Source organism: Staphylococcus sp. GDB20D11A (genome assembly GCF_016893255.1).
Lineage (GTDB): Bacteria > Bacillota > Bacilli > Staphylococcales > Staphylococcaceae > Staphylococcus > Staphylococcus aureus.
Genome location: NZ_JAFEPJ010000028.1, coordinates 29942 through 30974, shown reverse-complemented (window position 1 = coordinate 30974; position 1033 = coordinate 29942). Strand labels below are relative to the sequence as shown.

The window sequence follows — 1033 nt, the reverse complement described above, 5'->3', positions numbered from 1 at the left end:
CACAATTATACGGACTTTATCGAAAAAGAAAAACATTTATTCAATTCGTAAACTAGGTGTAGGTATTGCATCTGTAACTTTAGGTACATTACTTATATCTGGTGGCGTAACACCTGCTGCAAATGCTGCGCAACACGATGAAGCTCAACAAAATGCTTTTTATCAAGTGTTAAATATGCCTAACTTAAATGCTGATCAACGCAATGGTTTTATCCAAAGCCTTAAAGATGATCCAAGCCAAAGTGCTAACGTTTTAGGTGAAGCTCAAAAACTTAATGACTCTCAAGCTCCAAAAGCTGATGCGCAACAAAATAACTTCAACAAAGATCAACAAAGCGCCTTCTATGAAATTTTGAACATGCCTAACTTAAATGAAGAGCAACGCAATGGTTTCATTCAAAGTCTTAAAGACGATCCAAGCCAAAGCACTAACGTTTTAGGTGAAGCTAAAAAATTAAACGAATCTCAAGCACCGAAAGCTGACAACAATTTCAACAAAGAACAACAAAATGCTTTCTATGAAATCTTGAACATGCCTAACTTGAACGAAGAACAACGCAATGGTTTCATCCAAAGCTTAAAAGATGATCCAAGTCAAAGTGCTAACCTATTGTCAGAAGCTAAAAAGTTAAATGAATCTCAAGCACCGAAAGCGGATAACACATTCAACAAAGAACAACAAAATGCTTTCTATGAAATCTTACATTTACCTAACTTAAATGAAGAACAACGCAATGGTTTCATCCAAAGCTTAAAAGATGACCCAAGCCAAAGCGCTAACCTTTTAGCAGAAGCTAAAAAGCTAAATGATGCACAAGCACCAAAAGCTGACAACAAATTCAACAAAGAACAACAAAATGCTTTCTATGAAATTTTACATTTACCTAACTTAACTGAAGAACAACGTAACGGCTTCATCCAAAGCCTTAAAGACGATCCTTCAGTGAGCAAAGAAATTTTAGCAGAAGCTAAAAAGCTAAACGATGCTCAAGCACCAAAAGAGGAAGACAATAACAAACCTGGTAAAGAAGAC

General features: G+C 35.8%; 1 protein-coding gene. It reads left to right on the top strand.

What is annotated here, in order from left to right; all coding sequences use genetic code 11:
• Positions 1–7: 7 nt before the first annotated feature.
• The coding region (gene spa, locus JV528_RS13120; RefSeq protein WP_204254847.1) for a staphylococcal protein A at positions 8–1033 on the top strand (1026 nt) is incomplete at its 3' end.